Source organism: Vibrio sp. J1-1 (genome assembly GCF_021728395.1).
Taxonomy (GTDB): Bacteria; Pseudomonadota; Gammaproteobacteria; order Enterobacterales; family Vibrionaceae; genus Vibrio.
In genome coordinates, this window is sequence record NZ_JAKKCM010000011.1 from 100,964 (window position 1) to 127,473 (window position 26,510).

26 protein-coding genes are annotated in these 26,510 nt (G+C 44.8%); 4 read left to right on the forward strand and 22 right to left on the reverse strand.

The genetic code is table 11. The features are described 5' to 3' along the window. Window positions 1-2: 2 nt before the first annotated feature. The gene (locus L3V31_RS17110; protein WP_237317712.1) at window positions 3-1,136 is read right to left on the reverse strand and encodes an exonuclease SbcCD subunit D; all 1,134 of its coding nucleotides are present in this window, start codon (window positions 1,134-1,136) and stop codon (window positions 3-5) included. Window positions 1,137-1,372: 236 nt separating this feature from the next. After that, window positions 1,373-2,368 carry an NADP-dependent oxidoreductase gene (locus L3V31_RS17115; RefSeq protein ID WP_237317714.1) on the reverse strand — a complete coding sequence of 332 codons (996 nt, stop codon included), beginning with the start codon at window positions 2,366-2,368 and terminating at the stop codon, window positions 1,373-1,375. Window positions 2,369-2,609: 241 nt separating this feature from the next. Between L3V31_RS17115 and L3V31_RS17120 the strand changes: the two genes are divergently transcribed. Continuing rightward, a complete protein-coding gene (locus L3V31_RS17120; protein ID WP_237317716.1) occupies window positions 2,610-3,038 on the forward strand; it encodes a MarR family transcriptional regulator in 429 nt (142 codons plus the stop codon). A 70-nt stretch (window positions 3,039-3,108) separates the two neighbouring features. Here L3V31_RS17120 and L3V31_RS17125 read toward each other — a convergent pair whose 3' ends face one another. The 15 genes from L3V31_RS17125 to L3V31_RS17195 form a co-directional block, all read right to left on the reverse strand. Further along, window positions 3,109-3,669, reverse strand: a complete 561-nt coding sequence (locus L3V31_RS17125) for a DUF1439 domain-containing protein (RefSeq protein ID WP_237317717.1) — start codon at window positions 3,667-3,669, stop codon at window positions 3,109-3,111. A 259-nt stretch (window positions 3,670-3,928) separates the two neighbouring features. After that, window positions 3,929-5,314: an ATP-binding cassette domain-containing protein gene (locus L3V31_RS17130; protein ID WP_237317719.1), complete on the reverse strand. Its 1,386-nt coding sequence runs from the start codon at window positions 5,312-5,314 to the stop codon at window positions 3,929-3,931. Next, window positions 5,289-6,098 carry an ABC transporter permease gene (locus L3V31_RS17135; RefSeq protein ID WP_237317721.1) on the reverse strand — a complete coding sequence of 270 codons (810 nt, stop codon included), beginning with the start codon at window positions 6,096-6,098 and terminating at the stop codon, window positions 5,289-5,291. Before L3V31_RS17135 ends, L3V31_RS17130 begins: the two co-directional genes overlap by 26 nt. After that, window positions 6,095-7,030: an ABC transporter permease gene (locus L3V31_RS17140; protein WP_237317784.1), complete on the reverse strand. Its 936-nt coding sequence runs from the start codon at window positions 7,028-7,030 to the stop codon at window positions 6,095-6,097. Before L3V31_RS17140 ends, L3V31_RS17135 begins: the two co-directional genes overlap by 4 nt. Window positions 7,031-7,032: 2 nt before the next feature. Further along, window positions 7,033-8,628, reverse strand: coding sequence for an ABC transporter substrate-binding protein (locus tag L3V31_RS17145; protein WP_237317723.1), 1,596 nt, complete (start codon window positions 8,626-8,628; stop codon window positions 7,033-7,035). A gap of 723 nt (window positions 8,629-9,351) precedes the next feature. Next, entirely contained in the window at window positions 9,352-10,080 is a 729-nt protein-coding gene (locus tag L3V31_RS17150) for an amino acid ABC transporter ATP-binding protein (protein ID WP_237317725.1), read from the reverse strand. Then, window positions 10,067-10,717 carry an amino acid ABC transporter permease gene (locus tag L3V31_RS17155; protein ID WP_237317727.1) on the reverse strand — a complete coding sequence of 217 codons (651 nt, stop codon included), beginning with the start codon at window positions 10,715-10,717 and terminating at the stop codon, window positions 10,067-10,069. Before L3V31_RS17155 ends, L3V31_RS17150 begins: the two co-directional genes overlap by 14 nt. A gap of 12 nt (window positions 10,718-10,729) precedes the next feature. Further along, a complete protein-coding gene (locus L3V31_RS17160) occupies window positions 10,730-11,398 on the reverse strand; it encodes an amino acid ABC transporter permease (RefSeq protein WP_237317729.1) in 669 nt (222 codons plus the stop codon). Window positions 11,399-11,410: 12 nt separating this feature from the next. Further along, window positions 11,411-12,202: a transporter substrate-binding domain-containing protein gene (locus tag L3V31_RS17165; RefSeq protein ID WP_237317731.1), complete on the reverse strand. Its 792-nt coding sequence runs from the start codon at window positions 12,200-12,202 to the stop codon at window positions 11,411-11,413. 328 nt (window positions 12,203-12,530) lie between these two features. Further along, window positions 12,531-13,346: a MurR/RpiR family transcriptional regulator gene (locus L3V31_RS17170; protein WP_237317732.1), complete on the reverse strand. Its 816-nt coding sequence runs from the start codon at window positions 13,344-13,346 to the stop codon at window positions 12,531-12,533. A 356-nt stretch (window positions 13,347-13,702) separates the two neighbouring features. Then, a complete protein-coding gene (locus L3V31_RS17175) occupies window positions 13,703-14,437 on the reverse strand; it encodes a beta-ketoacyl-ACP reductase (RefSeq protein ID WP_237317735.1) in 735 nt (244 codons plus the stop codon). A gap of 40 nt (window positions 14,438-14,477) precedes the next feature. Beyond that, window positions 14,478-16,043: a CoA-transferase gene (locus L3V31_RS17180; RefSeq protein ID WP_237317736.1), complete on the reverse strand. Its 1,566-nt coding sequence runs from the start codon at window positions 16,041-16,043 to the stop codon at window positions 14,478-14,480. Window positions 16,044-16,138: 95 nt separating this feature from the next. Beyond that, the gene (locus L3V31_RS17185) at window positions 16,139-17,077 is read right to left on the reverse strand and encodes a LysR family transcriptional regulator (protein WP_237317738.1); all 939 of its coding nucleotides are present in this window, start codon (window positions 17,075-17,077) and stop codon (window positions 16,139-16,141) included. Next, a complete protein-coding gene (locus L3V31_RS17190) occupies window positions 17,077-17,706 on the reverse strand; it encodes a response regulator transcription factor (RefSeq protein WP_237317740.1) in 630 nt (209 codons plus the stop codon). The genes L3V31_RS17185 and L3V31_RS17190 overlap by 1 nt, the downstream gene beginning before the upstream one ends. Further along, window positions 17,703-19,088, reverse strand: a complete 1,386-nt coding sequence (locus tag L3V31_RS17195; protein WP_237317742.1) for a cache domain-containing protein — start codon at window positions 19,086-19,088, stop codon at window positions 17,703-17,705. Before L3V31_RS17195 ends, L3V31_RS17190 begins: the two co-directional genes overlap by 4 nt. Before the next feature lie 210 nt (window positions 19,089-19,298). Here L3V31_RS17195 and L3V31_RS17200 point away from each other — a divergent pair, with 210 nt between their 5' ends. From L3V31_RS17200 to L3V31_RS17210, 3 genes are read left to right on the forward strand one after another with little or no spacing between them, the layout of a single operon-like run. Next, window positions 19,299-20,372 (forward strand): TRAP transporter substrate-binding protein, encoded by a 1,074-nt coding sequence (locus tag L3V31_RS17200; RefSeq protein WP_237317744.1) that lies wholly within the window; start codon window positions 19,299-19,301, stop codon window positions 20,370-20,372. A 50-nt stretch (window positions 20,373-20,422) separates the two neighbouring features. Continuing rightward, entirely contained in the window at window positions 20,423-20,965 is a 543-nt protein-coding gene (locus L3V31_RS17205; protein WP_237317745.1) for a TRAP transporter small permease subunit, read from the forward strand. Further along, entirely contained in the window at window positions 20,952-22,337 is a 1,386-nt protein-coding gene (locus L3V31_RS17210) for a TRAP transporter large permease subunit (RefSeq protein ID WP_237317747.1), read from the forward strand. Before L3V31_RS17205 ends, L3V31_RS17210 begins: the two co-directional genes overlap by 14 nt. Before the next feature lie 99 nt (window positions 22,338-22,436). On the opposite strand, the gene L3V31_RS17215 is transcribed toward L3V31_RS17210, so the two are convergent. The 5 genes from L3V31_RS17215 to katG all read right to left on the reverse strand — a co-directional run bounded on the left by L3V31_RS17215 (window position 22,437) and on the right by katG (window position 26,412). After that, window positions 22,437-22,688 carry a DUF2999 family protein gene (locus L3V31_RS17215; protein ID WP_014234113.1) on the reverse strand — a complete coding sequence of 84 codons (252 nt, stop codon included), beginning with the start codon at window positions 22,686-22,688 and terminating at the stop codon, window positions 22,437-22,439. Window positions 22,689-22,795: 107 nt separating this feature from the next. After that, window positions 22,796-23,185 (reverse strand): MazG nucleotide pyrophosphohydrolase domain-containing protein, encoded by a 390-nt coding sequence (locus tag L3V31_RS17220; protein ID WP_237317749.1) that lies wholly within the window; start codon window positions 23,183-23,185, stop codon window positions 22,796-22,798. 43 nt (window positions 23,186-23,228) lie between these two features. Beyond that, window positions 23,229-23,654: a PaaI family thioesterase gene (locus L3V31_RS17225; RefSeq protein WP_237317750.1), complete on the reverse strand. Its 426-nt coding sequence runs from the start codon at window positions 23,652-23,654 to the stop codon at window positions 23,229-23,231. Between the two features lie 114 nt (window positions 23,655-23,768). Continuing rightward, window positions 23,769-24,044 (reverse strand): nitrogenase-stabilizing/protective protein NifW, encoded by a 276-nt coding sequence (locus tag L3V31_RS17230; RefSeq protein WP_237317752.1) that lies wholly within the window; start codon window positions 24,042-24,044, stop codon window positions 23,769-23,771. Window positions 24,045-24,240: 196 nt separating this feature from the next. Next, complete coding sequence (gene katG / locus L3V31_RS17235) at window positions 24,241-26,412, reverse strand: catalase/peroxidase HPI (protein WP_237317754.1); 2,172 nt, start codon at window positions 26,410-26,412, stop codon at window positions 24,241-24,243. Window positions 26,413-26,510 lie beyond the last annotated feature (98 nt).

A 26,510-nucleotide genomic window follows, 5' to 3' on the forward strand; every position in this document is an offset into this window, starting at 1 on the left:
CCTTACAGCTGTGACAATTGCTTGATAATATCGTTGACGGCTCGTTCTTGTTCTTGTGATAACTGGCTGTCCTGCGCTTCACTAAAGAAGTCACGGAACATATCGATTTCACTGCGAGCAAGTTTGGCTTGTGCCATCTCCTGCTCCACACCGATCAACATACCCGGTTTCTCTAAATGCAAAACGTTTGGGTAGACCGCGCGCAGTTTTTCCATCGGATTCAAAATAGCGTGCTTGTCCATCAAACGAACGAGTAGATAGTCCTCACTCTTCGGATCTGTTTTTCCTTTCTCAATGACCTGTTCTAATTCACCTTCGATAATTCGCATCTCATGGGGGGCAACAAGCTCAATATGCTCAGCAGAAGCAAAACCACTCTGATTGATTTCCACCAGCGTGAAGCCTTTCTTTTGGTTCTGCTCACCGAAACTGTATTTCATCAAAGAGCCGGAGTAGCGAATGTACTCCTCCCCCTTCTTCTGAGGCTGATGCAAATGACCAAGAGCGACATAGTCGAAATCCAGAAAGTGCTCATGACTTACGCGGTCAGAACCTCCAATAGAAAGTGGTCGCTCCGAATCCGACTCAATTGCCCCATCAACAAAACAGTGGCTGATAAGCACCTTTATCTGTTGTGGCTGAAACTGCTCAGTAATTTTTTCCACCAATAGTTTGTGCGCTTCATCATGGGTAGAAACCGCTTCTTTATAAGCAAACCTGACCTGTTCAGGATCGTTATATGGCATACCATAGAGCGCGACTTCACCAGCTGACTTGGTCGTAATCACCACAGGCGAAAGCATATCTTCAAAGTTACTGATGATATGTAAACCCGAGTTTTTCATCTGTTCAGAGCCGAATCCCAAGCGCTCGGCACCATCGTGATTACCAGAAATAAAAATCATCGGTGTTTTAAGCTCAGTACAAATTCGCTTTACCACACGATTTAATAATTCGATGGCAACGGTTGGCGGCACAGATCGGTCGTACACATCCCCTGCCACTACGACCGCATCGACTGGGTTGTCTTCAATGTATGAGATCAATTGGTCGAGAACCGCTTGCTGATCATCGAGTAATGAAACGTTGTGGAACTGTCGGCCTAGATGCCAATCTGAGGTATGGATAAACTTCATTCGAATTCACTTTTTGCCATAACTTTCTAGTATGCCTATGGGGCTGTCGGAACCTGAGCACAGGCTACTTTATTGTTCTGCTAGGATATCGTGACTTTGTAAGCTTTTCATGTAGTTTGTGCTATTTAAGCGACAAGTGGCTAGCCATTGGTCCAAGCAAAAAATATCGAATGTAAAAAAGCCAGTCAGATTAACTGACTGGCTTTGAAAATTGACTTTGCTTCTTGTTAAGATTGTTACATCTTAACCAGCATCTTACCTTTGTTTTTGCCTTCGAATAGACCGATGAACGCTTCAGCAGCATTTGCTAGACCTTCGTATACCGTCTCTTCAGACTTCACTTTGCCTTGTTTGATCCACTGACCCATTTGTTCAACAAACTCACCCGCGAGATCCCAGTAATCCATTACAATGAAGCCTTGCATCGTCAACTTCTTCGTGTTGATTTGCAGTAGGTTGCTTGGTCCCGGTTGAGGCTTGTCTGCATTGTAGTCTGCAATCATGCCACATACAGGAATACGACCGTATGGGTTGATAACTTCAAGCGCCGCTTCTAGATGCGCACCGCCGACGTTTTCAAAATACACATCAATGCCTTCTGGTGCTGCTTCGCGTAGCGCCTGCGTCAAGTCATCAACTTTTTTGTAGTTAATAACCGCATCTGCGCCCATTGCTTTCACCATTTCAGCTTTCTCATCTGACCCTACTGAACCAATCACTTTACAGCCATGCAGTTTGGCAAGCTGACAAACCACGCTGCCTACCGCACCAGATGCTGCAGAGACAAAAACGGTATCCGTCGGCTTAAGCTGAGCGACTTTAAATAGCCCTACCCAACCTGTTAAACCAGGCATACCAATAACACCCAAGAAGTGTTGGTCTGGTAAACCTACCGATGGCAACAAGGTTAAATCGGTACCATCACTGATAAAAGTCGTACGCCAACCGCTGATGTTGCTGACTTTTGAACCTACTGGGAAGTTGTCATTTTTTGATTCGATAACTTCGCCAACTGCGCCACCTTCCAGTACTTGGTCAATTTCAAATGGTGGAATGTACGATTCTCTCTCGTACATACGGCCGCGCATGTACGGGTCAACAGACATCCAAGTATTTTTAATTAACACTTCGCCTTCTTGAATTGCCGGTAATTCTACTTCAACAGATTTGAAGTTTTCTTTTGTTGGCATACCTACTGGGCGTGATGCTAAATGGATTTGCTGGCTGATCATATTGCTCTCTCTTACTTTTGCTTCAATGTGCGTTTAACTGTTGGTAATAAACAGCTATCACCTCTTAGATAATCATATTAATTGCGTCACAATTTAGTTTGCGCACAAACTATTTGCGAGTAAGTTAACTTGAGAGCATGAAGAATGCAACTATTTTGCTCAAAAATAATTAGCGCACAATGTATTTTAAATTACTTAGAATTTGTTAATATTGCATCCTTGCTTAAAACTGGACTCATTCATGGCCGAAAAATTATCAGATAACGTATGCTTTGCTTTGTACACAGCGACCAATTCTTTGGTGCGTGCATTTCGACCTCTGCTTGACGAATACGACCTCACCTACCCTCAGTACATTGTGATGCACTCACTTTGGTGCAAAAACGACGTTAGTCTGAAAGATCTATCCCAGGATACCCATTTGGATTCAGGGACTCTGACTCCAATCGTTAAGCGTTTGGAATTAAAAGGGCTATTGACTCGAAAAGTCTCTGATTTGGATGAACGTAAGAAAGTCATTTCACTGACACCAAAAGGTAGTCAGTTACAGGAAGATGCGCAGGAGTTGACCGCGAAGCTTGAATCGAGATCGAGCATGTCGGCAGAGAGTATTGAAGCGTTGCGAGTATTGTGTCTTGAACTAGACACAAATTTACGCAAGAGCGAATAGAAGTTGTTGTTCTGCATTCCGCCGAGGCTTTAACCGACAAGTCTACGGCGGATTGCTACTGAATGAGTGCCTAATCAAACAACTCAATCACCAATTGGTTGTTTTTAATAACTAGGTTAGGGCTTGCCGACTTCAGTAGAATGGACTGCACTTTATCACTTTCTAGCTTGTAAACCGGCTGATTTGATAGTGCATAGCCGATCATCGAAACAGCCGGTTTAATTAGATTGCTAATTTCCGGAGTCAGCAAATTGCTTTTGTCTTCAAACTTCTCTAGACGAAGTGATTGCAGAAACACTTCACCCGTTTTTTGGTCGTATTTAGGAATCGCGCTAAATTCAAGATCGAGATCTAAGCCTACCGTTCGTTGAGTTAAAAACTGTATATCCGCCGTTGTGTTAGCAAACACCGAAATACGTTCATTGTCTACTCGGCCAATTTTAACCTCAAGGTCATCTACTGATACTTGCGCATACATGACGTTTTCAACCCCAACGGATTGATTAATCGTCGCTTTGTCTTGGAGATATTGATTCATATCTCGTTCAGTGATGCGGTAGCTAGCACACCCGTTAAGCAGCAATGCCGCAGCAGATAAGGCAAAGATTTTTGCTTTTATTTTCGTCTTCAATGGTTAGCTCTTATTCATCCAATGTAATCCATTAAATTCTATACCCATGATCGAGATAGAAATAGTCTAAACCGACTTAATCAAGAGTATTTCACCAAATGCTGACCTAAAGTAAATATCACGAAGTTTAACTTCGTGATGGCACCTTGTTATTAAACGGTTACCAAGCAACTTAACGAAATAATGTGAGGGAGTTAAGGAGTAAAAAAAGCCTTTGGCTTTAGCTGCCAAAGGCGTTTTTGTTTCTGTATGCCGATGTTTAATTCAAACTAATAACGGTATCGCAGCACTTTTCAATCAGGTTTGGATCATGGCTGACTAGCAACAACGCACATCCCTGCTCTTTTGCCAGGTCAACCAACAAGTCAGTCACCTCTTGAGCAATAATGGGATCAAGCCTTGAAGTTGGCTCATCCGCGAACAAAAATACCGGATCCAGCAATAAAGCCCGAAGGATGGCAAACCGCTGTAATTCTCCTCCAGATACCCCAGTGCTGTTTCTATCTAGTAGTTCGGGAGCAAGTTTCAGTTTCTCCATCAATGGTGGAATGCGTTTTCGGTCTATCTTGTGCAGCTTGACCAAATCTTCCAATAGCACACCAAGCGTCACACTAGAAGTAAACGCAGCGGGTGGGTCCTGAAACAACTTAAGCCATTGATAAGGCATAGTGTTAGGTGCCAGCTTCGTTACTGTACCGTCCAACGCAGGTAATAAGCCAAGTAAGGTGTCTCCTAGTGTGCTTTTTCCGCAACCACTATCACCGACGACGCCAATGACTTCCCCTTCATGAATCGTAAAATTGATTCTTTGAGAAAGCACAGTATTACCGCGCCCAATCGAAAGGTTGTCCACCTTCAGCACTGGTGCATTAGAAAATAAGTTTTTCTCTCGTTCATTCCAATGCTTTGGATCCGCACTAATTAACGCTTGTGTGTACTCATGCTGAGGGTGATTCAACACTTGCTCTGCGGTTCCTTGCTCAACAACGACACCTTCTTTCATCACAATGATGTTACCACCGATTTGGCGCGCAACATCGATATCGTGAGTGATGGATAGTAAACCGCCACCCTGAGCGCTTTGGAGCAGCAGACGAACGATGTCATCTCGACGGCTGACATCCAGGCCTTTGGTAGGTTCATCAGCCAATATCAGCTTAGCGCCACCCGACGTTGCCGCAGTGACCGCTAAGCGCTGAGCCATACCGCCCGACAGCTGGCCCGGTCGTTTATGCGCACTACTTTTAAGCCCTATGTTATCCAAATCATCGATGGCTCGATGAAAAGACGTCTCTTCATCTAACCCCTTGACGCATTCATAAACCTCAGCCACTTGTTTGTATGCAGACATTAATGGGTCAAGTGCGCGCCAAGGCTCCTGAGGGAGCATCGTGACTTCACTTCCCCACAGTTTTACCAGAGAGCGTTGATCCTGTTTTTTCCCAAAGACTGCAACGGTTCCGTATTGTGACAGTGAGCTTGGTAATAGACCGATCACGGCCTGCGCTAACAAACTTTTGCCTGATCCCGTCTGACCGAGAATGGTGACAGGCTTGTCTTGATAAAGCTTCAATGACAGCGGCTGGAGAAGCTCGACGTCTTTTGCTTTGATCGATAAATCATTCAGTTGAATTAAGAGATTCACGGCTCGCTCCTGCTAATAAATGAAAGCCCAATACCAACAACGCGACAACCAGTAATGGCTGAGCTAATACCCAAGGGGCGTCAACGTAGAACGGGAAGAGTTCGACACTCATCAATCCTAGTTCGGCAAGAGGCGGCTGGATACCGACCGCAACAAAGCCTAAAGAAGCCATCATCAAGATGGCATTTGCACCGCCAAAAGCCGCCATCGTAAAGATCGAAGAAGAGAGCGCAGGCCAGATATGTCGTTTGAACTGATACCATTTACCGAATCCCATCATCACAGAGACTTGTCGCTCTGGGCTGTTAATGACAGTGCGTGTGATAGCGCGTGTCACTCGGTAGTATTCAACCCACTGAACCAATGAAATCGCCAGATACATAACCAAGAATGATCCCGGAGCAATGGCTGACAACAGAAGAACTAAGACTAACCCCGGCAGCGCTAATAAGATGTTGACGACAATATCCAGCCCCTGCTCGACGCGGCCTCCTGCCCATGCTGAACAAACACCAAAGGCAACGCCCAACATCGAAGAACTAATGACACACAACACACTCAGGGTAAAAGATAAGCCAATCGCGCTTGCGAGACGCGTCATCATATCTCGCCCAAAATGATCGGTACCAAACCAGTGTTCACCGCTTGGTGGCAATAGTCGAATAGAAAGATTTTGCTCATCAATGGAGTACGGTGACAGCCACCCGACAAAAAGTGAAAAGCTAAACAGCCCTAGTAACAGTGCCAATCCGAGCTTTTGATTTAATGTAAATTGTTTCATCATTTTTCTTGCTGACCTCTTGGATCAATCCAGTAGCACAGCACATCAATAATACTGTTGAGGAACACAAATAGGATGCCCATTGTCAGCGCACAACCTTGAATAACGGGAATGTCACGCGCAAAAATCGCGTGTGCGAGACCATGACCAACGCCCGGCCAAGAAAACAGAGACTCAATCATCACGATCCCTTCGATCACACTGACTAGCTGAATTCCGACAAACGCCACAATGGGTACGGCCATATTTCTTAAACCATGACGGTAGAAAGTTTGTCTTTCGCTTAACCCCTTAACTCGCGAGAATGTGTAAAACGGAGATCGCAAAACGTTTCTAACGCTGCTATGCACAACTCGGTTAGAAACTGCGGCCAAGCTGACAGCTAAAGTAACGCTTGGCAAAACCAAGTGCTGCCAGGTACCAAACCCCGCGACAGGAAACCATTTCCAATTGATTGCGAAAATAAGGATCAGCACCAATCCAAGCACAAATACTGGCATTGCTCGGGTAAAGGTTGAAAACCAAACCATAAGAGAATTGACCAGACCACCCTTGTTTGCTGACCAGGTTCCAAGAGGAAGCGCAATCAAAATGGATAACGCGATACCAAACCCAGCAAGAAGCAAAGAGTGACCAAGCTGGTGTAGGACGACTTCACTAACAGGTAAACCACTAACGAGAGAATTACCTAAGTTAAATTGCAACAAATCACCCAGCCAGCTTACATAGCTACTGAACCACCCCTGGTCCAGATTGAGTTCTTGTCGCACAAGGTCAGCAGCAGCAGAGTCCACATTATCCTGACCATAACGACTTGCCGCAATTCGATATGCCATGTCTCCAGGCAGGCTTCGCATCAGCAAAAAGGTGAGTGTACCGACGCCCCAAGCCACCAGAATTAACTGATAGAGTCGCTTTCTTAAAATCCTTAACAGCATCAGTTAATTTCCATCTGATTGATGAAGTAATTACGCTCAAACGGATCAAACTTGAAGTTTTTAACGCGTTTGTTGACTGAGGTATGCTGGCTATAACTTGATACCGCGATGACCGGAGAATCTTGATAGATCGCTTTCGCGACTTTTTGGCTAAGTTCAAAGGCGCGAGTGGCATCACGATTAGCAAGTAAACGCTCAATCGTACTGTCCACTTCTGCGTTTTCCCAGTTCATCGTCCCCCAGTCACCACCTCCGCTGGTAAAATCAGAGCTGATGATCGGCAGCGGATCCGCACTGAAACCAAAGTTACGTGCAATCAATGCCATTTCTAGAGAACCATCTTGGTGACCAGCTGGGATCATACTTGAGTTTGTAACATCCACTTTTAGATCAACGCCTAGCTTGGCCCATTGAGCTTGAATAGCTGTTGCGACTGTTGTTAATTCAGGGCGGTCTGCATAGGTAATCATCGTCAGTTTAAACGGCACACCATCACGTTCAAGGATACCGCTTTCTCCACGTTCCCAACCTAACTCAGCCAAGGTTGAACTCGCCTGTTGTAGATTAAAATCATCATTTTTAACGTCTTCAATAAACCATTGAGACATTGAACTTGGCATGATCTGCGTGGTTTCTGAGCCCGGAACACCAAGCACATTTTTTGCAATCGACGCGCGATCAATAGCCATACTCAATGCCTTTCTAGCTCTCGCGTCATCTAGGAAAGGATGACCGGCATTCACTTTTACAAACATGGTTCGTGGGATCAGGTCGCTGTGAACGTTAACCTCGTTTCCTGTTTTTAGCTGTCCTAGCATGGATGGTTCAAGATTGAATACGATATCTGCTTCGCCAGACTTCGCCTGCAGCAAACGACTTTCTGCACGATGGCCCGTCAAGTATGTGGCGAAATCGATTTTTGCTTCTTCCCCCCAATAACCATCAAACTTTTTAACCAAGAACTTGTGCGGCGGTGCAAAGCTTTCCATTTGATATGGCCCCGTACCGTAAAGTGTTTTTACGGCTCCGTTAGGCTCGTAAGATGCAGGCGACAAGATAGCGTTAGAATAGTTGGTCAACAGTGAGGCAAATGCAGCGTAAGGTTTACTCAATTCGATTTTTATCTCATTATCACTCACCGCTGAGACGCTGCGAACCTCTGCTTTGTTGAGTGTGCCATGTTTACGCTGTGCGAAAGTAAGACTGCGAACAACTGCTGCTGCGTCTAATTTGGAGCCATCATGAAACGTTACGTTGTCTCGCAGAGTAAAATACCACGATAATCCATCTTCACTGCTGTGCCATTTACTCGCCAACCCTGACGTAACAATCCCTTTATTATCAACATTGAGCAGCGTTTCTATGACCTGCATGCGAGTTAACATATAGCCCTGTTTGGAAGGGTCTACGCTGGAAACCTCCCAAGGGCCACTAATCGATAATGTATTGCTCTTATTTGGCGTAAGCTGCTCAGATGATGCTTCTTGATTATTTAATGTGATAGCAGCGCCTGCTGCAACGACTACAGTAGCCAAAACTAGGCCACGAATAAGCTTCTTCTTTCTCGCAATAGAAGCATAAGAAATTTCGGTCATAACGATCCCTAACGTATTTTTAGACGCTATTTTCCCCAAATGACGAGTGCACGTAACAGTTGTCTCGTTGTGAATCTTTTACAAGCACAAGCCTGACCAACGTCGAAATACCAAGCCGTGACGAGGTTATGGGGTATAAAAATGAAAATGTTGGGTTCTCCTAAATGGAGATAGCATTAGACGAAATGAGGTGGTGATCGCGTTCGCGGAAGCTCTGAAGAAACGTGAGCCGTGAACTGGATATCGAAGATCTGATAGCATTGCGCCTCATCAGACGGCACAGACATAGAAGAGTAAGAGCTTAAAGCGTGACAAATGGCTTCATACACTTCACAGGTATGATGTTCGTGAACGTTTTTATCCATCTCCATCGAGTGCACAAGCGAAATCGCACTCAACCCCAAAGGGAGTAAGAGCATCGCGAGGAGCAGCAATTTTTTTAGCTTAAGATGATGGAAGTAGTACACGACAAGAGCAGTGAAATAAACGTAACGTTATACTATTACATTTCGATTTAAATCAAAGTACTTTGTTTGTGATTACCGTTCAATTGTTTAATTATTGTTCAACCCATTTCTTTCGTTAAAGATAGTCATACAAATAAGTTTGAAAATCAGAATGTTAGATTATGAAAATAAGTATCAGCGATTGTGACTATTTTTCGAAGGAAGGAAACCCACCAAATGCGCTATTTTGGTGGGTAAGATGGCTAAGAGACTATTTTTACTTCACTGCAGATAAAAAGCTGCGCAACTCTTCAGTTTGAGGAGCATCGAAAACTTCTTCGCTAGGACCGCTTTCCCATACTTTCCCTTGGTTCATGAACACGACTCTATCACCAACCTCACGTGCGAAGTTCATTTCATGAGTAACCAGAATGAGCGTCATTCCCTCTTTCTTTAGCTGCTCTAACACTTTTAGTACCTCACCGACCAGCTCCGGATCGAGTGCAGAGGTGATTTCATCACACAACAACACTTTTGGGTTCATCGCAAGAGATCGTGCAATCGCAACACGCTGTTGCTGTCCACCAGATAAGTTAGCCGGGTAGGCGTCAAATTTATCCGCTAAGCCGACCTTTTCAAGTAGCTCCCTCGCCTGAGCTTCACAAGCTTTTGCATCTTTTTTCATTACCAGTTTTGGCGCTAACATCACGTTCTCACCCACTGTCATATGAGGAAAAAGGTTGAAGCTCTGGAATACCATACCAACACTTCGACTAAGTAGACGCAACTTGTAATCATCATCTTCCACGGCCTGGCGGTCGACGACAATAGCGCCATCCTGATAGGTTTCCAGACCATTCATACAACGCAGCAACGTACTCTTACCAGAACCACTGCGGCCAATAATAGAGACAACTTCGCCTGCCTCAACTTTCATGTCCACACCTTTGAGAACATGGTTTTCACCATAGTACTTATGTACTTGATCAACACTAACGAGAGACATAGGTTTTTTTCTCCAAATGACGAGCTAATAATGACAGAGGGAAACAGATAATAAAGTAAAGCACTGCGACCATGGCAAATACCTTAAATGGTTGGAATGTTGCGTTATTGAGCATGGTTCCTGCTTTAGTTAACTCAACAAAACCGATGATCGAAGCGAGCGCGGTGCCTTTGACGATTTGAACGGAAAAGCCGATCGTCGGTGCAATGGCAATTCGGTATGCTTGGGGAATAATGACGTTACGCATGCTCTGAATGTAATTAAGACCCAACGTACGACAAGCTTCCCATTGACCTTTAGGTAACGCCTCAATACAACCCCGCCAAATGTCGTGAAAATAGGCACTGCTGTATAGGGTTAACGCCAACGCGGCTGCGGACCAAGCACTTACCTCTATTCCCAACAGAGACAAACCGAAAAACGCCATAAAGAGCTGCATTAGAAGTGGCGTTCCCTGAAAGAGTTCAACGTACAGTTGAATGCCTTTACCAAGGTGAATGTTCTTCATACTTCTGAGTAAAGTAAGACTAAGCCCTACCAGACCACCACCTATGAAAGCAATCATGGAGAGTAGTACGGTCCAACGCGCTGCAAGTAGTAAGTTGCGCAGAATGTCCCAGTCTGTAAATTGCATCATAATCGTCTTCTCCTACAGCGCTGGGTTTTTGAATACGCGAGCTTTAATCATCGCGAAGAACTGACGCATTAAGATCGCAAGGACAAGATAAATCAGTGCAGTAACAGCATAAGACTCAAAACTCAAAAAGGTTCTGGACTGCACAAAGTTAGCCGCAAAAGTCAGCTCCTCAACAGAGATCTGAGAAACAACGGCGGAGCCAAGCATGACAATAATGCACTGACTGACCAACGCCGGATAAACCTTCTGATAAGCAGGGGGCAATACAATACGAGTGAAAATTTGTCGTCTGGTTAAGCCTAGCGTTTTACCTGCTTCCCATTGGCCCTTAGGCGTTGCTTCGATACCCGCACGGATGATCTCCGCGCTGTAGGCGCCGAGGTTAAACACCATAGCAATGAAGCCAGCTTCCCACGCACTTAACTTAACGCCCAGTGCTGGTAAACCAAAAAAGATAAAAAATAACTGAACAATAAACGGTGTATTACGTGTTAACTCTATATAGGTGGCACATAACCAACGTAACCATGCTTGCTTACTTGTACGCCCTGCAGCGCACAAGGTTCCCACGGCTAACCCAGCAACCGTAGAAAGGACGGTTAACTCGACGGTTGTCCGTAAACCTGCCACAAACTGTGGCAGGTAGGGAGCCAAGCCAGTAAATTCTAACTGGTAACTCATTGAACTTATTCCTTATGCGCCAAGATCTTTAGGGAAAGGCGCTTTTAGCCATTTTTGAGATAGTTCTTCCAATACTCCGTCTGCTTTCGCTTTTGAAATGAGCTTGTTCACTTCTTCAACGAGTTCACTTTCACCCTTCATCACACCGACATAACAAGGCGAGTTTTTCAGCATGAACTTCGCTTCTGGTGCTTTAGCTGGGTATCGAGTCGCGATCTCAGTAACCACAAGGTTACCCGTTGCAATGAGGTCAATCTGACCCGATAGGAATGATGACAATGTCGCGTTGTTGTCTTCAAAACGCTTGATCGTTGTACTCTGTGGCGCAATTTTGCTTAGTTCAATATCTTCAACAGAGCCACGAGTCACACCAATGGTTTTGTCAGCCAGATCTGCAGCTTCAGCCACTTTTTCGTCTGAAGTACCGAATACGCCAAGGAAAAATGGAGCGTATGCGTCACTGAAATCGATCGCTTTTTCACGCTCTGGGTTTTTACCCATACTTGAGATAACTAAGTCAACTTTCTGAGTTTGTAGGTAAGGAATACGGTTCGCACTCGTAACGGGTACTAGTTCCACTTTTACATTTAATTCTTTAGCCAGGTATTTCGCCATATCAATGTCGTAACCTTGAGGCTTTAAATCTGTCCCTACAGAACCGAAAGGAGGAAAGTCTTGTGGAACCGCAACTTTAAGTAGCGCCTTTTCTTTGATAACTTCCAACTGATTTGCAGATACAGGCGTAATATTGGTGACTAACGCTGCTGCGACGGCAACTAAAGACATTAATTTAGATAATTTCATGGCTATTTCCCTATACAAGTAAGATACGATTGAAACACTTTTCTAGCACACTGCAACGTTCGTACCCATTTAAAACAAATCTTTTATTACTTTGTTTTTAAAGGAAATTTTTATAACTTTCAGTTTGATCATCCATAAAATACTTATAATATTCGAAAACGAAGATCATTTTTGGTGCATAAAACACCACAATGTAGCAGTGCAGAACAACGTCCTTGCCAAATAACTAAAGATCGTCGTTTCTTGAGTGATGTGAGGAGAAAAAAATAGCTGTTACTTAACTCAGCAACAGCTATTTTTAAGGAAAGCGTGTAGGTCGTTAATCTATTTATTCCAATTCACTTAACTGACGATAATTGGAGCTTATCTTTTGACTGAGGTTTGAAGCCTCCTCTTTTAGCAACAGAAAAGTTTCGTTTACAAAGTAATGAATAAGGCTCATCGGAACCGCATAACTGTCTAATGGCAGCTCATTATTCATGTAACAAACGAAGACCTCGTTTACCGTCGACGCATACTTTTGGCCTGATTGATCGGTGATCAACAAACAATCATAGGGTTTAAGAAATTCAACAATTTGTTCAAAGTTCGCCACACGACGACGAATCCCAAACAAAATAACGAAGTCATCTTCATTTATTGTTGCTAAGTCTTCTCCAATGGTTTGTCCCGGAAGAGGCAACAGCTCAACACCTTGACGACATTGAGCTAACTGCTGACGAAAATGCATCGCTAACGGATAGCTATTTCGATAACCAATAATCTTTATCCGCTTTGCCGTCGCTAACTTGCTAATAATGTGCGCCGTGTTCCCTTCCGCTATCTGGATCCACAACTTTTCAAGTGATACAGCATCCTGACAGAAACCCGTATCTTGCAGTTCTCCAGTGATCACTGGGTTGCCTTTATCACGCTCAGACATCATTTCATTTCGCAATGCCACGTGATCGTCATAACCCAGTTTGCGGATAAAGCGACTGACACTCGTCTTAGATACCAGACATTCCTCGGCAATTTCACTGGTGGATAACATCAATATTTTTTCAGGATTCACCTGAAGAAAATCCGCGATGCGTCTATTCCCTTCACTCAGTGAAGAGTAATATTCAGTAATACGTGCACTTAAAGAATTGTTGTTTGTCATTAGCTATTTCCGGTCACTCCATAAAAGAGCGCATCGTTAATGTAAATGTCTAACTTTACTGTCTCAGTTGAAACATACCTTACCAAGTGTTATTCGACTAAAGAGAAGCAAATGAAACATTAAAACTAAATCACTGCAACGATTGTACCACCCAAACCTAAAAAACATAATCTATTGATTATTAAGATGATATTTTAAAACTACTTTTATATCGTTGCTGAATACGCGCTATAACGAATAAACAAATCGCTTTTACGTGCATGAATCACCAATATGGGGAGAGCTAAATACCTCTTACCCTATAGTGAAGAGGACCATAGATACTCACATCATTCTATATTTGTCCCTAAGCAAAATTACAAAACTAAACCGCCATCCACCTTTAGCACCTGCCCAGTAATGAAACTGGATTTGTCACTGGCCAAAAACTCGACACCATTGGTAATGTCTTCTACAGTGCCCATTCTGCCAAGTGGCGTTTTATGTTTCATTAATTCGAGGACTTTGGTTGGTAAATCGGCTGTCATCGGCGTCTCAATAAAGCCCGGCGCAACGCAGTTAGCGCGAACTTGAGCGCCTTTCCGTGCGAATTCTTTTGCCCAGCCTTTCGTCATCGCGATCACACCACCTTTGGTTGCTGCATAGTTAGTCTGACCAATGTTGCCATCAGTCCCCACCACCGAAGACATGGTGACGATGGAACCATAGTTGTTTACCATCATCATTGGTGCGACAGCTTGGGTGAGATTAAAGACACCTTTGAGGTTAACATCGATCACGAAATCCCAGTCTTGTTCCGTCATTTTTTCCAATAATGCATCACGGGTAACCCCGGCGTTATTCACTAAAACATCAATTTTTGAATGCGCTTCTCTGATGTTTTCAACCAAATTTTGAATCGCCTGTCTGTCACAGATATTAATGACGACTGGTTTAACATTTTCATGAGCGCTAAACGCACTTTGTAGACTTTGAGCGTTCACATCCAAGGCGTAAACACACTGTGCACCATTGTTGGCAAATCGTTCTGCAATGGCACGGCCAATACCCTGTGCAGCGCCAGTGACGATGCAGACTTTGTTTTCAAACATATCCTAATCCTTTAGTAGAAATTAAATAGTTACCCAGCGTTTATAGCTTAAATTCGAATGATGGCTGAAAGATGGCATTTGGCATTACTTTCAGTGAAGGACTGATGACAGGTGTGAATTCCATTTGCTGAAGGATATCTTTTTCTAAGTCCACACCAGGGGCGATTTCAATCAGCTCTAATCCAGAGTGAGACAGTTGGAAGACAGCACGCTCAGTAATATACATCACGGGTTTATTATTGCTTAACGCTTGGGCTGCGCTGAAAGTGATTTGCTCAACCTGCTTGATGAACTTTTTCTGCTTGCCTTCTTGGACGATATTCACAGCCTGATTGTCCACTTCCACAGCTACGCCTTGCGCGGTGAAGGTGCCACAGAAGTAAACTTTTTTGGCGTTCTGAGTAATATTAATAAACCCACCACAACCGGCAATTTTGCTACCAAAGCGCGACACATTAATATTTCCCGTCACATCACTCTGGGCTAAGCCAAGAAACGCTTGGTCAACACCACCACCATCATAGAAATCAAACATCTGATCTTGGCCGATAATCGCTTGCGGTAAACGCGAAGCGCCAAAATCTAAACCGCTTTGCGGGGTGCCACCGACGGCTCCGGGTTCAACCGTTAAGGTAAATTGATCGAGTATTCCGGCTTGTTTAGCGACCTCAGCGATGTATTCAGGGGTACCAATGCCCAAATTGAGAATGGAGTTGGGTTCAAGCTCCATTGCTGCACGACGGGCAATGATGTTTTTTGCTTCAAGCTTTGATGGGGTCGATGGGGATGAGCTTAGTGTGACGTTGTCACTAGAGTTTTCAATACCAACAAACTCTGAGTTCATCACGGTCGCGAACGTTTGCATGTGTTCATTTGGATCGTCACACACCACCACCGCATCAACGAAGATTCCTGGAATCTTAACAGCATGAGGATCAAGATTTCCTGCTGGGACTATTTGTTTGACTTGGACAATGACCTTGCCGCCGTTGTTACGTGCCGCTTGTGCAGCTGCTAGGCTTTCGACGATCAAACACTCGTCTTCCATAGTGATGTTGCCATTTTCATCTGCGGTCGTACCGCGAAGAATCGAAACCGTCACTGGTAGCTTGTGATAAAAAAGATGCTCCTCACCGCCGAGCTCAATCAGTTCTACCCAATCATCGGACGTAGCCTGATTGATTTTTCCACCTTCTAAACGTGGGTCAACAAACGTACCTAAGCCAACTTTACTCACCGTGCCTAACTTACCTGCTGCGGTGTCTCGAAGTAAATGGGAGATGATACCTTGAGGTAAGTTGTAACCTTGAATTAGGTTATCTACCACTAATTGCTGAAGTTTAGGAACCAGCCCCCAGTGACCGCCAATGGCGCATTTCACTAACCCTTGCTCAGCTAAGTGATTGATTGCCCTGCCTTGGCCGTCACCTTGCCCTGCTGCAAATAACAAAGTTAAATCTCTAGGCGTCTGAGTTTTTCTAAAACGTTCACCTATCGCACGCTCAATCGCTTCCGGTACTACGCTACCAATAAAACCGCCAAGTAACACCGCGTCACCATCTTCAATCCACTCTGCCGCTTGTTCTGCTGTCAATTTAGTAACCACATTAACCTTCCTTAGTTACTGTACTTTATTGGTTTTCAGCTTAGTGCGAAGTTGCCAAGATGTTAATTGCAGAAATAGAGATTGAGAATTTCATATTAGGAATGATCAGATAACTCGGCTACTCGCCGATAGAGATATTCTTTGAAGCCACTACAACGCTCTGGCATTGGGGTCCGTGGACGGTAAAACATGTTGATGTCGAAACTGGCACATTGATGATCTTGTAGTATATGAACCAGTTCACCACGCTCAATTGAGTCAGTAACCAGAGAGTGCGGAAGATAGGCAACCCCGGCGTGTTCCAGGGCAAGATCCAGAAGCATTTCACTGTTGTCACACTCCAAGGTGTCACAAATGGTCACAATTTCTACGTCACCCTGAAACTCGAAACACCAACGATTTCCGCCTACCAGTGTTCGAGCATACAAGCAACGATGCTGGCTGAGTTCTTGCGGATTTTTGGGCGTTCCATGCTGCGCCAAGTAATACTTGGATGCGCACAGATACAAAGGCTCCCTTAGCAAACGACGCCTAACCAGCAGCGAGTCTTGCTCCGGCTCACCTTGATAACTCGCACTAGCACGAAACGCAAAGTCGACATTGAGAGGGTTAAACTCTCCCGCTTCTATAAAAATTCTGAAATTAACCTGGGGATGGCGCGTCATATACTCAGCGACGATCTTAGTTAAATATTGCCGGGCGAATAGCGGCGTGGAAGAGAGTTTGATTTCACCTTGCTGTTCTTCAGCTAAATTTTGTACCTCTTCACATAAACTTGCAATATCAGGCAATAAAGGGGCGAATTTATCATACAGAAGCTGGCCTGCTTGTGTGGTCACCAGTTGGCGAGTGCTTCGTTTTATCAGCTCAACAGAAAGCGACTCTTCTAGTTCTTTCACCCAACGGCTCCCCGCGGCTGGCGAGATCCCTTGCTGCAATGCGGCTTCACGAAAGGAACCTAACCGAACAACCGCGCAGAAAAACACAATTTTATCTAAGATCGGCTGACGGCTCGACAGTAAGTTTGCGACCATTAGCTTACTAATCCTTTCTGCAGTGCGAGCTTAACCAAAGCCGCTGTAGACGTAGCTCCGAGCTTCTTTTTAATCCGAAGTCGGTGCGTTTCTACCGTACGAACACTAATATGGAGCGAATCAGCTATTTCCTTGTTGCAGGCACCATTGGTGATCGCTTTCAACACATCTGACTCACGTTTTGACAGTGTATTATCGCTCGGCTCAGGCTTTTGGTTGATCTGTTCGAGAAGACGATCAGACGCTTGTGAGCATAGATACGAACGACCTTCAGCGACTTGGTTTATTGCCAAAACTAACTCTTCTGAACCAACATCCTTTAATACGTAGCCCTTAGCGCCGGCTTTGATCGATCGCATAACATAGTCGCGACTATCATGCATAGAGAGCATGATTACTGCCGTTTTACTGGCGCTTTTTGTCAGCTTCTCTAACACTTCAATCCCATTAAGCTTTGGCATATTGATATCAAGAAGCAACACATCCGGTTTTAAGGTCATTGTACTCTTCAAAGCATCCTTGCCATTTCCAACGCAGTCGAGGATCTCTAAGTTATCTTCTCGTTCTAACCGTGATTTAAGCCCGTCTTGCATTAACCTATGATCATCGGCCAGTACCAACTTAATCATATAAACTCCATGTTTAAACTCACACGAATTTCCGTGCCTTGTCCTGATTCGCTATTAACCTCAAACATGCCGCCAATAGCTTGAATTCGTTCTTTCATATTTTGCAGGCCCATATGCTCTAACGTCGATTGCTTGTTTTTATACGCTTTGAGATGGTTCACAGGGATCCCGACACCATCATCGCTGACGGTCAAAATCAACATCCTTCCTTCACGCTGCATGATGATATCGACACCTTGCGCATTCGCGTGCTTTTCTACGTTGTGCAACGCTTCCTGTACGACTCGATAAAGTGTGGTTTCTACTTGAGGAAGAAACTCTTCACCTTCGATATCGTGTTCAAATACCACCTCTAATTGAGTACGCTCACGTAACTCATTCAGATAGGCCTCTATACCTGCAACCAATCCTAAGTCATCCAGCTGAGGGGGTCGTAAATCTTTTGAGATACGTCGAACCTCTACAATCGCCTGTTCCATGGCATTTTTACTCGCATCTAACTCAAGCTCTTTCTTCTCATCATCTTGCTCTTTAATCACATTATCCAAGCGATATTTGGCGGCCACCAGCAGTTGGTTTACTCCGTCATGTAATTCTCGTGAGACTCGATGCCGCTCGTTTTCCTGTGAGTCAATAATCTGCTGGTTTAAAACACTGAGCTGCTCATTAGCTAAACGACGCATGTTAAGGTTCAGTGAAGCTCCCAGCCCTGCGATGACTGTAATCGCGACAAACATCAATACGAACAGCACGCTGCTGGTTTTCCCGATATTCTGATCGAAGCCATTTTCCATCTGAGCGACTTGTTTCTCGATATCGTCTATGTAGACACCAGTTCCAACCATCCATTGCCATTTATCAAGAGAAATAGCATAGCTCAACTTGGGTAGTGGTTCTTTTGTCGATGGTTTATGCCAGAGGTAATTAACAAACCCGCCCCCCGCTCTCCCTGCTTGAATCAGCTCCTGAAGCAGCTTTTTGCCCGTAAGATCTTCCACGCCCCACCAATTTCGACCAACCCTTTCTGGTTGATAAGGCAGGACTAAAGCATCACCTTGCCAGCTGTAGACAAAAAAGTACCCGTCTTCCCCATATGTGAGTTGGCTCAATTTTTCGGCCACTAGTTGCTTAGCGACTTGGGGAGATAATGACTCATCCTCGTAGTATGGCTTGATACTTTTCACTGCCATTTCTACGTACTGCTTTAGTTCTTGCTTTTTGACCGACAAGACATTGAGTCGTGTTAATGCAACTTGGTCATCAACTAATTGTTTTGCCTGACTAAATAAGATACTTGCAACGATGACCACAACCACAATCAATGGAACGATGGAAAGTAATATGATGTTTATTGTAAGCCTGCGGTTGCTAACCAATCCCATTTTTCGAATCCGTTCTTGTACGTAGTTTTACTGAATCTTCTTATCCAAAATTGCACTTAATACCGACTCAATTTGCGCAATTTTGCTAATGGAGAGCATCCAATCTCCTTCCTAAACTAAAGCTCAATGTAACATTGCATTAACACCAATTAATACGCTCTGTTCACATTTAGCAATATTAACAAGGAATACCCAAACAAGGAGATCTCCATGAATCTTAAGAAAGTTGCCATTGCTACTGCGTTAATGCTTACCGCTTCTGGTCTTTCTGTTAGTGCTCAGGCTGCTGATAAGAAGGTACTGCTAAAAACCCCTATTGCCTTTGGTAGCCACCTTCCCGCTCTAGGCACCCCTATCCAATGGTTTGCAGATAGAATTGAACAAACGTCCGGCGGCACTATCAAAATGAAAATCTACGAACCGGGCAAGTTGGTCAACCCACCAGAGATTCTCGATGCGGTCTCAACGGGTAAAGTGAACGCTGGCTATGCCATTTCCGGCTACTGGCAAGGTAAACTTCCAGCCTCAGCAATTTTCTCGTCTATTCCTTTTGGCCCAGAAGCCCCAGAGTTTATGGCGTGGCTTTTCTTTGGTAACGGCTTGAAGCTCTATCAAGAGATGTATGACCAAGGTGGCTTTAATGTCAAAGTGATGCCTTGTGCGATGAACTCTCCTGAAACATCAGGTTGGTTCCGAAAACCTATTGAAAAACCAGAGGATCTAAAAGGTCTCAATATGCGCTTCTACGGATTAGGGGCGTCTGTGATGGAAAAACTCGGTGTGGGTACGGTCCAGATCCCAGGTGGCGAGATCTTTGGGGCGCTTGAGAAAGGGGCGATTGACGCTTCTGAATTTTCTCAACCTGCCGTTGATGACCGCTTAGGCTTCCACAAAGTAGCTAAGTACAACTACTTCCCTGGCTGGCACCAACAATCAACGGTGTTTGAGTTGTTGATTAACAAAGACACTTGGAATGGCATGAGTTCCACACAGCAATCTGCAGTCGAAACCACGTGTATGGCGGCAATGACTTACTCGATCGCAGAAGGTGAAGCGATGCAATACGCCGCGATGGAAAAAGCGAAACAAAATGGTGTTGAGATTCGTTACTGGAACCAAGAGATGTTGGATCTATTCAAGAACACTTGGATGGAAGTAGTTGAAGAGAAAAAAGCACAAGACCCATTCTTCGACAAAGTTTGGACCGACCTGAACAATTTCCGTAAGGGTTACGCGTTGTGGTCATCGAACGGCTTCCTGCCTCGTGAAACACAGAACCAATAGTCGATGTTAATACAAGGCCAGCGTCTCTCGCTGGCCTTGAGGAGTAGCCAATGAGCAAAGTGCTATATTCTTCCCCAACCATTCCACTCTATTTTCAAATCGAGAGGCTGGTTATTTCCGCGAGTAAAGCGTTAGCTTGGACAAACCTCGCTTTAATTGCGGTGATCATTATTCAGGTCGTAATGCGCAAAGTCTTTTCCAATGGGCAGATTGCGCTTGAAGAACTGCAATGGCACCTCTATGCCACGGCAGTCATGTTCGGAACCGCTTATGCACAGGTGACCAACTTGCACGTTCGAGTTGACCTGTTTTATCACAAGTTCTCCGCTCGCAAAAAAGCCCTAGTCGACATACTCGGTATTCTGTTTCTCGCGGCACCATTCGTCGTTGTCGTTATTCTCCATTCCTACGACTTCGCTTATGAAGCTTGGCGAGTCAATGAGAGTTCAGCCGCACCTTCCGGCTTGCCTTATCGCTGGATGATAAAAGCCGTGATCCCTTTGAGCTTTAGCTTGCTGCTGCTCTCAATGGTGGCGAAATTATTACGCGATCTGGATACCTTAACTAAAGGAGACAATCATGGAAGCGAATGAATGGATTGTTATCGCCATGTTTGTCTCGTTCATCCTGCTGTTATTCACTGGTATTCCCGTAGCGTACGTGCTCGGTGGGATTGGCATCGTCTTCGCAGCAATCGGTTATTTTGCCGACCTTTATCTAGACACGTTTACCGGGCTCGATTACACCACCCTCGGTCTCGTTGTTAACCGTATTTATAAGGTGATGGATAACTGGATATTAGTTGCCCTGCCGATGTTTATCTTTATGGGCAACATGCTCGACAAGTCCGGCATTGCCGAAAAACTGATGACCTCGATGCAGGCGCTATTCGGTAAAGTGCACGGCGGCTTAGCCATTACCGTGATGGCGATTGGTATCATACTCGCCGCCTCTACAGGCATCATTGGTGCATCGGTTGTGCTGTTAACGGTGATGTCTCTGCCGAGCATGATGCGTCAGGGCTATCATCTTCCTCTGGCACTTGGAACGGTCGCATCAGCAGGTACATTGGGAATACTGCTTCCGCCATCCATCATGTTAGTGATTATGGCAGACCAACTGGGGTTGTCGGTTGGCGACCTATTTATGGGCGCGATTATGCCGGGACTGTTACTGGGTAGCTTATACATTATGTATATCCTTACCGTTGGTAAAATGACACCAAGCAAAGCGCCGATTCCAGAAAATGTAGAACCTGTTGATTGGAGCCTAATCTTGCAAGTATTCAAGGCTATCACACCGACAGTTATCCTAATTTTCTGTGTGTTAGGTTCAATTTTCGCAGGTATTGCAACACCAACAGAAGCTTCTGGCATAGGCGCTTTAGGTGCGACACTACTTGCGGCTTATAACAAGAAGCTCAACTTAAAAGTTCTGAAAGAAGTTCTGCTCTCTTCCTATGGGACAACCGCCTACATATTCATGATCTTCTTGGGTGCATCCTGTTTTGCCTTGGTTCTGAGGGAGTTAGGTGGTGACGAACTGATTGAGTCATTCCTGAGTGGCTTACCTTTCGGTCAATACGGCATTATCGCGTTTATTCTGTTGATCGTATTCCTGCTTGGATTCTTCCTCGACTGGATAGAAATCACCCTTATCGCACTGCCGTTGTTAGCACCAGTGGTGGCAAGCTTAGGAATTGAACTTGACGGTCATGGCGTGGTGGATAACCCAAGTCTGGTATGGTTTGTTATGCTCGTCGCAATGGCGCTGCAAACCAGCTTCCTTACACCACCAGTTGGCTTCGCTTTGTTCTACTTAAAAGGTGTTTGCCCTGAAGGGGTTTCCCTAAAGGATATCTATCGCGGCGTGATGCCGTTTATCGCTATCCAGTTAGTCGCATTAATCTGTCTGGTCGTATGGCCACAATTGGTGTTGTGGTTCCCTAGTGTTGCATATGGTTAACCGAGCTAGCTGACAAGCGAACAAAAAGTGCTGAAAAATAAAGCCGCTAAAACAACTTAATGTTTTAGCGGCTTTTTATCGTTGTTTGAGTTTACTTTGTTATTGCTGAAGTTTTTCTTTTGCTTCAACAACTTTTGAAAAGTCCAAACCTAACTCTTCAACAGCTTCTTTAATTAACACAGGATTTTGCATCACTTGCGCCATCAATGCTTGAAGCTGCTCCTGAGGTAGACCCAACTGGCTGATAGTTGCCATTGCTGCAAGAGGGTTTTGCGTCAACGCCTGAAATAGCTCATTAATCTGAGCATCACTGATATTGTTTTCTTTCAGCATTGCAAGAATCGGGTTCATCAAATTACCTTTAATCACTAAGTAAAACAGACGCGTAGTTTAGCATCTGGTTTTGTCTGTTTATAGTAAGACTTACGCCATTTATAGACCGGTACGTATCTCTATCGTTAGATGACGCTCCGCTTGTTTTCTGGATGTTCTGCCAACTCGATACTTAACGCTTCTTTTTGTTTCAATTTGACGTCTTCCCAACTGCTGCCTGATTCGATAGCTGACACGCGTTGTTCGTATTTCTTACAAGCCCTATCCAGAACTTTCTTAGGGTCAATGCCTTTCTCTCTTTCCAACGCTTTCAGCACATTCAAATAATTCCACAGTACATCGCCAAGTTCGTCTTCCAGATAACAGAGACGATCTTCGGCTATTTCTTCACGTACCTCTTCCACTTCTTTACCAATTGCAACCAGATAGGTCTCGACACCTTTAAACCAGGTATTGGTCAGATCAAACTCTGACTTCCTCGTCGCAATTGAGAGTAATTCATCAAATTCTTTCATATTCCCTCCATGGAATAGTCATTAGCTACGAGTATACGGTTAGCTAACTTTTAGGGCGAATAAATTTTCCTATTGCACTCACTCTGACTTCTTCATCTACTATTAGCTGAGCGACTAACTGATAAACACCCCGCTTTTCCCTTTCGCAATGCGCGGTAATTTCAATATGTTCATTTAAAGCAATAGGCGCGTGATAGCGGACATCGAGCTGAGCCGTCAGTGCTTCGACACCCATCGACAACAAGCAATTGGTCATCGCGCCATCGAGTAGTGAACTGGCGATACCACCATGCAACAGTCCTGTGTAACCTTGATGACGGTTAAGCACATCGAATTCGCCAAAAATGGAATGATCCGATAGCTGTTGGTAATGGACGGATAAAGAGTGGGGATTGTTTGCAATTGGTGCGCACACTGCGCAATGGTCGTGGGACTGATGAGGTTGATGATGTTCAGTATCTGTTAGCATAGTGGCACTTTACACGGTCTAAAAATGTGTATTTAGCATATGCCAAATACTCTGGCGGAAGTCGCGAGTAATCTATGTTTGCAGTATGTAGACATTCAACGGCGAACAACAGCCTTAGCGTCTTTGACAGCTAGTACAGCCGCGGCATGCTGAACGGGTAGTTTTGTCCAGCAAACTGCGTTGCACTTTGCAGTACGCATTCTTGAGTGCTCGACGTGCTGAAAACCAATCATCGGGTTTGGTCAAAATTAAGTAGCCGTTAAATCGCTTTACTAGTTCGGTGCGATTACTCTCGATAAATTGGCTGTCGAACTCGATCTCGAAATAATTCAAGGCCTCTTCTATGCGAGAGAAGCTAGCGATTTTTTCTTGAATAGCATTTTGAGTCATAATTCTGCACTTAGGTTGGCCGTTCAACGCAGTTTAATTGCTATTCATTACGCTTGCTTTGATTTCTAGATGGTTAACGTCCAAAACGGGTTTGATTGCGTGGTGAGATCGCCGATATCACTTATAAAAAACAGGCGGACATCATGTCCGCCTGTGTTTATTGTAAGCCAGTTAATAACCGTATTCTCTTGTTTCGCTAGAGATCAAAGCGATCAGCATCCATCACTTTTGCCCAAGCAGCGATAAAATCATGAACGAATTTTTCCTGATTATCATCTTGCGCATACACTTCCGCATAAGAGCGCAAAATGGAGTTAGAACCGAAAACAAGGTCAATTCTGGTTGCTGTCCATTTCACTGCACCCGATTTGCGATCGACGACTTCGTATTGGTTCTCACCTTTCGGAACCCACTGGTATGCCATGTCGGTTAAGTTAACGAAGAAGTCATTAGACAAGGTGCCGACGCGGTCGGTAAATACGCCATCTGCGCTACCACCATAGTTGGTGCCCATTACACGCATACCGCCGACAAGCACGGTCATTTCTGGCGCAGTCAGACCCATTAACTGAGTGCGATCTAACATCAATTCTTCTGGTTTAACGACATAATCTTTCATCAGCCAGTTTCGGTATCCATCTGCCAAAGGTTCAAGCACCTCAAAAGACTCAACGTCAGTCATATCTTGAGTCGCATCACCACGGCCAGGTGAAAACGGAACCGTGACATTGTAACCTGCTGCACGTGCGGCTAGCTCAACACCAACGTTACCACCAAGAACGATAGCATCTGCTACACTACATCCTGATTCAGAAGCAATTTTTTCAAGAACCGTTAACACTTTACTCAAACGTTGTGGCTCGTTACCTTGCCAATCCTTTTGCGGGGCGAGGCGAATTCGAGCGCCGTTTGCTCCACCACGACGATCGGAACCGCGGAATGTACGTGCGCTATCCCAAGCCGTGCTGACCAGCTCACCAATGCTTAGACCACTCGCTTCGATCTTGGTTCTAACCAAATCAACATCATAACCTGTGCTACCCGCAGGCGTTGGATCTTGCCAAATCAGATCTTCCGCTGGGACATCTGGCCCTAAGTAGCAAGATTTCGGCCCTAGATCACGGTGTGTTAGCTTAAACCAAGCACGAGCAAACGCGTCTTCGAAAGCGGCTTGATCATTTTTGAAGCGCTCTGCAATTTTACGATATTCAGGATCCATTTTCAGTGCCATATCGGCATCGGTCATGATTGGGTTGTATCGTTTCGAGCTGTCTTCAACATCAACGGGTTTATCTTGTTCATCGATATTGACAGGCTCCCATTGATGAGCGCCAGCAGGGCTCATTTTCTGTTCCCAGTCATACTTAAACAACAGGTGGAAATATCCATTATCCCACTGGGTTGGGTTCGTGGTCCACGCGCCTTCTAAACCACTGGTCACTGCATCACGTCCGATACCACGCGTAGTGTGATTCATCCAACCAAGACCTTGTTCTTCAAGATCTGCAGCCTCTGGTTCCGGGCCAACATTTTCGGCATCACCGTTGCCGTGACATTTACCGACGGTATGACCACCAGCCGTAAGTGCAACAGTTTCTTCATCATTCATCGCCATACGCGAGAAAGTAACACGCATGTCTGCCGCGGTTTTTAATGGATCAGGATTGCCATCCACACCTTCAGGGTTAACGTAAATAAGGCCCATCATTACTGCCGCAAGTGGGTTTTCCAAGTCACGTTCACCTGAGTAACGCGTTCCTTCTCCACCACTCGGTGCGAGCCACTCTTTTTCCGAGCCCCAGTACGTGTCTTTTTCAGGATGCCAGATATCTTCACGGCCGAAACCAAAACCGAAGGTTTTGAAGCCCATCGATTCATAAGCCATGTTACCAGCAAGAAGAATCAAATCCGCCCAACTTAGTTTGTTACCGTATTTTCTTTTAATTGGCCAAAGGAGTCGTCTTGCTTTGTCGAGGTTAGCGTTATCTGGCCACGAGTTGAGAGGTGCAAAACGTTGATTACCAGTAGAACCACCGCCACGACCATCTGCTATACGGTAACTACCAGCGGCATGCCATGCCATTCGAATCATTAAGCCGCCATAATGGCCCCAGTCTGCTGGCCACCAATCTTGACTGTCTGTCATCAGGTCTTTCAAATCTTTCTTAAGCGCATCAACGTCTAATTTTTTCAATTCTTCTTTGTAATCGAAGTCGTTACCATATGGATTTGTTTTGGAGTCATGCTGATGCAGGATGTCTAAATTTAACGCATTTGGCCACCAGTCCATCACTGACTTATCTGTAGATGTTTGCCCACCATGCATAACCGGACATTTACCTACTGAACCGCCGCTTGTGTTGCTCATAAAAACTCCTTTGTTAGGGGCACATAAGCCGCTAATAAAAATGTTCACTTGATCAAATGAATAGAAAATATTCATTAATAACAGCGTAGTCTATACAC

Excerpts from the sequence above, each read along its gene's own strand:
- L3V31_RS17225 (WP_237317750.1), bottom strand. The coding sequence starts at position 23,654 with ATGCTAACAGATACTGAACATCATCAACCTCATCAGTCCCACGACCAT.
- L3V31_RS17170 (WP_237317732.1), bottom strand. The coding sequence starts at position 13,346 with ATGACAAACAACAATTCTTTAAGTGCACGTATTACTGAATATTACTCT.
- L3V31_RS17135 (WP_237317721.1), bottom strand. The coding sequence starts at position 6,098 with ATGATGAAACAATTTACATTAAATCAAAAGCTCGGATTGGCACTGTTA.
- L3V31_RS17205 (WP_237317745.1), top strand. The coding sequence starts at position 20,423 with ATGAGCAAAGTGCTATATTCTTCCCCAACCATTCCACTCTATTTTCAA.
- katG (WP_237317754.1), bottom strand. The coding sequence starts at position 26,412 with ATGAGCAACACAAGCGGCGGTTCAGTAGGTAAATGTCCGGTTATGCAT.
- L3V31_RS17190 (WP_237317740.1), bottom strand. The coding sequence starts at position 17,706 with ATGATTAAGTTGGTACTGGCCGATGATCATAGGTTAATGCAAGACGGG.
- L3V31_RS17200 (WP_237317744.1), top strand. The coding sequence starts at position 19,299 with ATGAATCTTAAGAAAGTTGCCATTGCTACTGCGTTAATGCTTACCGCT.
- L3V31_RS17215 (WP_014234113.1), bottom strand. The coding sequence starts at position 22,688 with ATGAACCCGATTCTTGCAATGCTGAAAGAAAACAATATCAGTGATGCT.
- L3V31_RS17220 (WP_237317749.1), bottom strand. The coding sequence starts at position 23,185 with ATGAAAGAATTTGATGAATTACTCTCAATTGCGACGAGGAAGTCAGAG.
- L3V31_RS17210 (WP_237317747.1), top strand. The coding sequence starts at position 20,952 with ATGGAAGCGAATGAATGGATTGTTATCGCCATGTTTGTCTCGTTCATC.
- L3V31_RS17115 (WP_237317714.1), bottom strand. The coding sequence starts at position 2,368 with ATGATCAGCCAGCAAATCCATTTAGCATCACGCCCAGTAGGTATGCCA.
- L3V31_RS17165 (WP_237317731.1), bottom strand. The coding sequence starts at position 12,202 with ATGAAATTATCTAAATTAATGTCTTTAGTTGCCGTCGCAGCAGCGTTA.
- L3V31_RS17110 (WP_237317712.1), bottom strand. The coding sequence starts at position 1,136 with ATGAAGTTTATCCATACCTCAGATTGGCATCTAGGCCGACAGTTCCAC.
- L3V31_RS17150 (WP_237317725.1), bottom strand. The coding sequence starts at position 10,080 with ATGTCTCTCGTTAGTGTTGATCAAGTACATAAGTACTATGGTGAAAAC.
- L3V31_RS17175 (WP_237317735.1), bottom strand. The coding sequence starts at position 14,437 with ATGTTTGAAAACAAAGTCTGCATCGTCACTGGCGCTGCACAGGGTATT.
- L3V31_RS17185 (WP_237317738.1), bottom strand. The coding sequence starts at position 17,077 with ATGGTCGCAAACTTACTGTCGAGCCGTCAGCCGATCTTAGATAAAATT.
- L3V31_RS17145 (WP_237317723.1), bottom strand. The coding sequence starts at position 8,628 with ATGACCGAAATTTCTTATGCTTCTATTGCGAGAAAGAAGAAGCTTATT.
- L3V31_RS17155 (WP_237317727.1), bottom strand. The coding sequence starts at position 10,717 with ATGATGCAATTTACAGACTGGGACATTCTGCGCAACTTACTACTTGCA.
- L3V31_RS17195 (WP_237317742.1), bottom strand. The coding sequence starts at position 19,088 with ATGGGATTGGTTAGCAACCGCAGGCTTACAATAAACATCATATTACTT.
- L3V31_RS17160 (WP_237317729.1), bottom strand. The coding sequence starts at position 11,398 with ATGAGTTACCAGTTAGAATTTACTGGCTTGGCTCCCTACCTGCCACAG.
- L3V31_RS17230 (WP_237317752.1), bottom strand. The coding sequence starts at position 24,044 with ATGACTCAAAATGCTATTCAAGAAAAAATCGCTAGCTTCTCTCGCATA.
- L3V31_RS17120 (WP_237317716.1), top strand. The coding sequence starts at position 2,610 with ATGGCCGAAAAATTATCAGATAACGTATGCTTTGCTTTGTACACAGCG.